This is a genomic window from Bacteriovorax sp. BSW11_IV (assembly GCF_000447755.1).
GTDB lineage: Bacteria > Bdellovibrionota > Bacteriovoracia > Bacteriovoracales > Bacteriovoracaceae > BSW11-IV.
This window is the reverse complement of record NZ_AUNE01000018.1, coordinates 22,074-28,557: the sequence shown is the minus strand read 5'-3', so window position 1 is coordinate 28,557 and position 6,484 is coordinate 22,074. Positions and strand designations below refer to the sequence as shown.

The window sequence follows — 6,484 nt, the reverse complement described above, 5'->3', positions numbered from 1 at the left end:
AATCTAACCCAATTCTTGTAGCGGAAGAACTAAACTCATTCCTACTACCAAAAGATAGATTAGACTGGAAAAATGCAACTGCATAATCAAGAGGATTAACAAATGGCACTTAATAAACAAAAAGCTCCAGAACCTGAAGAAAGTGGCGATGGTTGGCTCGTAAGTTATGCCGACATGATGACGCTGATTGCATGTTTCTTCATTCTTATGATGGCCTTTGCAAACTATGACCCTGCCGGCTTTTCAAAAAAAGCTGAAGAGCTTTCGAAGTCATTCAATAAAGATCAATACAAAAGCTCTGATATCAAGCTCAATGAACTTTCTGATGAAGTTGCCAAACACCCTGATATAGAAAAGAAGGCAAAGATCACTGTTAAAGACTCAGAGCTTGCTATCACATTTTCAGGAAGTGTTCTATTTGGTGAGAAGTCCCCCGATATTGATTCAGAAGCTCTTCCAGCTTTGGATACACTCATTGATATTATTCGTTCACGTGATCCAAATTACAAAATCATTATTGAGGGTCACAGTGATCCGTATGAATTTAGATCAATGCCAGGTATTGGAAGTGCATGGGAACTTGGAGCTCTTCGTTCAGCAAAAGTTCTAGCTCGTTTTGAATATCTTGGATTCAATCCACAAAAACTTGTTGCCGTAACAAAAGGTGATACAGAACCAGTTGCTGAGAACGTAGATGAGAAAGGACAACCTATTCTTGAAAATCTACCTCTTAACAGAAGAGTAATCATTAAGGTTATTGAACCAATTGGTGAAGCACAGAAAATTAAGTTTGGTCTTGGAGTTTATTTTAATGAACAAACAAACCCTTAATAAAATAAATTCTTTTTTAAGTATTATTGGAATTACAGGTCTTCTTCTGTATGGGTATTTTAAGTTTCATACAACTCAAAGTGAGAAGGCCTTAATTCTTTATAGTGATGATGCTCTAAAAATGACTTGCCCCAACTCTCCTCAACCAACACGCTACCAAGAATGTTTTCGTTCTCAAATTGGTAAAATTTTAGGAGAAGCAACTCCCACTGACTTAATTTCAATTATTGAAACGATCAATGATTTGAAAGAAAAAGATCTTTTCTTATCAGACTCTGATGAGGAAAAATTTCTTGCAGAGCTTTTCTATTATGAAAATTGGTCTATCGTTCTCGATTACTCTAAAACAGTAAATCTAAAGCGAGATAGCATTACTTTTTTAGACATTTTCTTTATTCCTGTTGTTAAAAAGAAAATGGCCCAAGACTTCTTCGAACTTCAAGATTCTTTTGAAGTATTTAAAAAGAGAATGCCTGCTTCAATTTCAGATGCTTACAAAACTAGAGTTAACTTAGTTAACAAAAAGTTAGGAAAAACAAAAAAATAAGGCAATTTTGGGAATTATTTCGGTTCCTAAAATTGCCGCATCTACATTAAAAAAACACTTTTTTTTCTCAATAAAGTTTCAAAAACATTAGTGTTTTCCTTGTCACACCAACAATTTCAAGATTTTCCATGGATTTTCTCAACAGGCCTGGCATAATTTAGGCAAAGGAAAATAATTATGGAAAAAGCTGAACTTCTAGAGCAGGTGTTAAAAGTTCGTCCCAAGGCCATTGTGAAATTCCTCAATGGAGATGGTACTCACTTAAGTAATATGATTGCGCTCGTTGATGATTTAAAATCCTTTGTTGAGACAAATGACATTAAGGATATTTGCCAAATTGTCACAGAGCTCAATGGTGAAATTATTGATATCAATCCAAAAGATATCATTAAAGATCTCATCACTAATTACAAAAATAGTATCAATGATCTTCGAATTCTTAAGCAACATACGATTACTTATAAAAGACGTATGAATTATCGCAATCATGATGAGATTGGTCTATCGACCCTTCCTTATTTTAGCGCGATTATTGATTTCAACTTTAAAAGCTCTCCTAACCCACTCAATCTTAGAGAGCTTGTCTTAGTTCAACACTTTCTTCATGCCCTCGACTCAGGAGTCCTCGCGGCCCTTAGCAACTATCTAGAAGAATAGGCCAAATCCTTTTGGCCTAAACTTGCGAGGATATCCTCTAAGGGGAATATAATTTGTTCCCCTATATTTGAATCTCTTGGAACAATCCACTTAAAGTTTTTTCCCTCTTCGTAATCTACAAGGGCCACGCAAACGGGTTCAATTTCACCACGTATATTAAAACGTCCTAGACTACAACAATCATCTAATTTACGAAAGGGAATCACTCCGGCCAGTGACCAAAAGAGAATGAGAACAGGAAGCTCTAAATTTCTGAAATCATCGACTCCCAATTCAAGTAGTCTCTCATCATCAAAACAAAGAACATATCTGCGATGGGGAACTTCCACCTGCAAACTTCTTGTTAAAAAAATTACTTTTTCTTTTAAAAGTTTTCCTCTTTTGCCAAGGCCAATTATTTCTAGTCCTGGAATTCCTTTAGTTGTGTAACCAAAAAGGTCGATAAAACATTTCTTTCCAAGACTAGGGACTAAAGACTTTAGGTATGTTTGCATATTGCCTCCTCGCATAAGCAGAGTTTGCATACATGAAACATTTCTAAATTTTCTAGATGATTAAAATTAAAGGGCCTTTAGGGCATCGATAGACAAATCTTTTTCGGCATTATTTAAATAAGTGCAGGTAAGGATTTTTTTATCCAAACTCGAATCAATAAGATCAAGTCCGACAGCAAAAACATCTTTTAGCTTTAGACATGAATCTTCTTTTTTATCACATAGTTTTTCATCTCTTCCCACACATTCAACTTTCACTCGCAGCGTATCAGCGAATTCACATAAAACATTCTTCGAGATTTTATCGACCTTTCCTCTGAGTAGGCCCTTTGCATACTTTGAAGTGCAAAACTTTGTAATATTCGCACGACGAGACATACAATCAAGCTCAGCACTTCCGAGCGGATTTATCATCAGATTATTTTTGAAACCAAAGTGTTCACAGACTTCACTAAAAGAATGAAATTTTCGTGAAAGATTAGAGGGTTCGAAAGAAATAACTTTCGACCATGAATTAAAAGAAATAAGTAGGCAAAAAAAAGGGAGATACATGATCTCCCTTTTATATTTTTTGATTAAGATGGGAAAAGTCCTCTTAGTCTCATTGCTCTTTCAAGGCGTCTGAATGCTCTAATGAAAGCAGCTTTTTTCATATCAACTTTGTACTCAAGTGAACATTCGTAAACGTTATCAAAAGCATCTTTAAGAATTGAATGAAGTTTCGCATTGATTTCATCAAGACCCCAGAAGAAGTTTTGAAGCCCTTGTACCCACTCGAAGTAAGAAACGATAACCCCACCAGCATTACAAAGAATATCTGGAATTAGGAATGAACCCTTAGCTGTGATGATATCAATTGCATCTTTAGTAAGTGGACCGTTGGCGCCTTCAGCGATGATCTTAGCTTTTACATTGTCTGCATTTTTCTTAGTAAGAACACCGTCAATTGCAGCAGGAATTAGAACATCAACATCAAGAGCAAGTAGGTCTTCGTTAGAAATAAGTTCTACACCTGGAAGATCTTTTAAGAATTTTCTTTGGTTAACCCATTCAACAGCTTTATCAACGTCGATTCCATCTTTGCTGTAAATAGCACCTGAAACGTCAGATACCGCAACGATTGTACAACCTTGGTCACGAAGATCTTGAGCAGCAGGAATACCTACTTTACCAAAACCGTGAATGGCAACAGTCATTCCTTTACCAACTTTCATACCTAGCTTTTCAGCAGCGAAGTTTACACAGTATGCAACTCCTTTACCTGTAGCTTCAGCACGACCAAGTGATCCACCGATTGTAATTGGCTTACCAGTTACAACACCTGGAACAGTGTATCCTTTTAGCTGTGAATATGTGTCCATGAACCATGCCATAGTTTGTCCATCAGTTCCAATATCTGGAGCTGGGATATCAATACTTGGACCAACGATCATGTTAATTTCTGTAGTGTAACGACGAGTAAGTGATTGAAGCTCCTGACGAGATAGTTCGTTTGGATCAACACAGATTCCCCCCTTAGCTCCACCAAGTGGAAGACCAACAAGGGCACACTTAAAAGTCATAAGCATTGCAAGAGCAGCTGTTTCAGAAAGGTCAACTTTTGGGTGGAAACGAATCCCACCTTTACCAGGTCCAAGAGTCATGTTGTGTTGCACTCTGTAACCTTGGAAAGTTTTAACAGTACCATCATCTAATCTAATAGGCACAGCAACTTGAAGTGCTCTTTTTGGATACTTTAATCTTTCAAGAATGTTTGGATCTAGCCCCATTACAGAACCAGCGTCCTCTAATAATTTAAGTGAATCTTTGTATAACGGACTTTCGAAAAGACTCATAGGTCGCTCCCTTAATCGTAAAAATATATGCGTAATAATCTACTCCAACTATTTGGTCATGAACAGAGAAGAAATCACAAAGTTGGGTTTATTCGAGGTAAGAGCGGTGCACAAAAATGGCGGATATTCTCCGCCTTTGAATTAAAAGGGTTGGTTGAAGAGAAGTTCGAATTTCGTATCAGATTCCCCAGAAGAATTAAGGGGTTGTGTTGAAGATAAACGAGCACGAGTATTGTCCGATAAAATCTTATCTACATAGGCTTCCCAATTAGAATCATTTACATTCAAAATTGTCTTGGCCTCTATGCCTTCATTTTTAAAATTCTTGCCCACTTCCATCGTCACTTTACCGTTTAATGAGACAGTTGTCTTATTGTCTAGGTAAGGATTATCGAGAAGCATAAAGGCCTTACCTTGAAGTACGCGGGCCTTAAATTTCAATCTAAAATTTTGAGCAATTGATACATCTGTTTGTGGCTTTAGAGTCTGTTGAATCTCTCCGACTCGAGCTAGAGCACTGCCCTTTTCAGCTCTTTTAACTTCACCTGAAACTCGCTTGTCGAGATATTTCAAAATGTGGCGGTTAACAAACTTTGTTCGATCATCTTGATCTTTGATCTCATACATTCCAGTAGTGTCAAGATTCCAATTTTTTGCGTATTCTTCAGTGTTTTGCCAATCTTGAAGGGTATCTCTCATATCATTTAGAACGCCTGCCTGATCTTCTACAAAAACATATTCAAGCCATGACTTTTCTCTATCTGGCCTAACTTGAACTTCTACATTTGGAGCATATGAACCTGGAAGTCTTGTTTGAACTTTATATTGAGGATTAAAAGAACGAAGAAGTTGTTCATTAGAATACTCTTCGCATTTTGCGTGTAGAGAAACGACCACTAATGCACAAGTGGCTAGCCCTTTAACAACCTGTCTTAACTTTAAACAGTCTGTAAATTTTATTGGCCTTGTAGTTCTCATATAACTCCCCTATTTACGGTCCCTTTTCTTTCTCTCACGTAAATAGAGTGCAAGGCAGATGCCAAAACGCGTCATACCCCGGACACAATTGTCCTTACTAAAATGATAACAATTTCAAGGGGTTTACTGTATATGGGCAAAAAATGAGGTAGAGGTGCCGCCATCTTTAGAGAGCGACACCTAGTTTTATGGATTTTTGACTACATATCGACGATTTCTTTAGTCTCTTGAACTAACGCCTTCAGTAGCTTCTGAGTTTCTTTATCGAGATTCATATCTTTTTGCTTGGCCTGCATCGCTTTTAAGAAAGCTGCTGCAGAAAGACCTTTTGGAAGAGCGGCCTTAGTCACCTTCTTCTTAGTCCCTGTTTTAACAACCCCAGAGCTTAGCGAGCGCTTAAGTTGTGATCTCTTTGTTACATCCCCTGCAAGAATTTTCTTTTCAAGTTGTGTTTTGAAATCGGACTTATCAAGAACATCAAACTCTAAAAGAACATACTTCTCAATATTATATTTCTTCGCAGCTTCTTTAATTTTTTTGTCCATTTTCGCAATTAGAAGTGATCTGTGAACTTCGGACTTTGAAATACCAAGAGCTGCTTGAATTTTTCTTTCTGATGCTTTCGTAGCAATTTGATAGTTTAAAATACCATCAGCTTTATCAATATAGTGTAGAGCTTCACGGGCCGAGTTTTCAGAGAATTGAATGGCCATCAATTCTTCTTCAGTCTTATCCTCTAGAATGAAACATGGACACTTTTCCATATTGATAGAGCTCATCGCTCTAAAACGTCTCTCACCACAAATAAGAGTGTATTTACCTAGTTTCTTATCAAGGTGAAGAACAAGAGGTTGAATAAGACCATTCACTTTAATGTTGGCCGCAAGTTCTTTGATTGAGTCATCATTGAACTTAGTTCTGACCTGTTCTTTTACATTGATATCTTTTAATAGAATCTCATCTAGACGAGCGCCCTTTAGGAGCTTCTCGTCTGAGATTTTGAATAGATCGCGCGACAGGCGATCTGACATATCTATAACTCTTCTATCACTTTTAGCTACACGAGCAGCAAATTTTTTTGCCATATTTCTCTCCACTTCCTTGTGCGAAAATATTTTTCAAACTTGTTAACAATCCCTGTC

General features: G+C 37.1%; 8 protein-coding genes. 3 read left to right on the top strand and 5 right to left on the bottom strand.

Annotation, left to right across the window (positions count from 1 at the left end; genetic code table 11):
• The first annotated feature begins 102 nt into the window (after positions 1-102).
• From M899_RS05805 to M899_RS05795, 3 genes are all read left to right on the top strand, one after another.
• Complete coding sequence (locus tag M899_RS05805; protein WP_021270468.1) at positions 103-831, top strand: OmpA/MotB family protein; 729 nt, start codon at positions 103-105, stop codon at positions 829-831.
• Positions 812-1,378 (top strand): hypothetical protein, encoded by a 567-nt coding sequence (locus M899_RS05800; RefSeq protein WP_021270455.1) that lies wholly within the window; start codon positions 812-814, stop codon positions 1,376-1,378. The genes M899_RS05805 and M899_RS05800 overlap by 20 nt, the downstream gene beginning before the upstream one ends.
• 177 nt (positions 1,379-1,555) lie before the next feature.
• Positions 1,556-2,035, top strand: a complete 480-nt coding sequence (locus tag M899_RS05795; RefSeq protein ID WP_021270462.1) for a hypothetical protein — start codon at positions 1,556-1,558, stop codon at positions 2,033-2,035.
• Here M899_RS05795 and M899_RS05790 read toward each other — a convergent pair.
• The 5 genes from M899_RS05790 to M899_RS05770 form a co-directional block, all read right to left on the bottom strand.
• Entirely contained in the window at positions 2,020-2,529 is a 510-nt protein-coding gene (locus M899_RS05790; protein WP_021270473.1) for a hypothetical protein, read from the bottom strand. The two genes, M899_RS05795 and M899_RS05790, sit on opposite strands and share 16 nt — an antisense overlap.
• A 66-nt stretch (positions 2,530-2,595) precedes the next feature.
• Positions 2,596-2,943 (bottom strand): hypothetical protein, encoded by a 348-nt coding sequence (locus M899_RS05785; protein ID WP_155897107.1) that lies wholly within the window; start codon positions 2,941-2,943, stop codon positions 2,596-2,598.
• 161 nt (positions 2,944-3,104) lie between these two features.
• On the bottom strand, positions 3,105-4,364 hold the full coding sequence (locus M899_RS05780) for a Glu/Leu/Phe/Val family dehydrogenase (protein WP_021270481.1): 1,260 nt from the start codon (positions 4,362-4,364) through the stop codon (positions 3,105-3,107).
• Positions 4,365-4,505: 141 nt separating this feature from the next.
• Positions 4,506-5,342, bottom strand: a complete 837-nt coding sequence (locus M899_RS05775; protein WP_021270457.1) for a hypothetical protein — start codon at positions 5,340-5,342, stop codon at positions 4,506-4,508.
• Between the two features lie 200 nt (positions 5,343-5,542).
• Positions 5,543-6,427: a ParB/RepB/Spo0J family partition protein gene (locus M899_RS05770; RefSeq protein WP_021270477.1), complete on the bottom strand. Its 885-nt coding sequence runs from the start codon at positions 6,425-6,427 to the stop codon at positions 5,543-5,545.
• Positions 6,428-6,484: the final 57 nt, after the last annotated feature.